General features: G+C 64.9%; 1 protein-coding gene. It reads right to left on the bottom strand.

The genetic code is table 11. From position 1 onward, the window contains the following. A partial coding sequence (locus HMPREF2924_RS11935) for a methyl-accepting chemotaxis protein (RefSeq protein ID WP_038824898.1) occupies positions 1–305 on the bottom strand: 305 nt, incomplete at both ends.

The raw sequence follows: 305 nt of genomic DNA on the forward strand, positions 1-305 counted from the left end.
AGCAGGTTGGTCTGCTCGGAGATGCCCTTGATCACCTCGAGGATCTGGCCGATGTTCACCGTGCGGCTGTTCAGGGCCTCGATGTTGGCGCAGGAGGCGCTGATCTTCTCGGAAAGCTCGTTCATCGCGCGGATGGTCTGCTCGACCACCTGCTTGCCGTCTTCGGCCTGGTGGTTGGCGTCGGACGCATGGTGCGAGGCATCGGCGGCGTTGCGGGCGATTTCCTGGGCGGCGGCGCCGAGTTCGTTGATCGCCGCGGCGACGCTGTTGGTGCGGTTGGACTGCTCGTCGGAGTTGGCCATCGA

This window comes from Pseudomonas sp. HMSC063H08 (assembly GCF_001813645.1).
Taxonomy (GTDB): Bacteria; Pseudomonadota; Gammaproteobacteria; order Pseudomonadales; family Pseudomonadaceae; genus Pseudomonas; species Pseudomonas aeruginosa.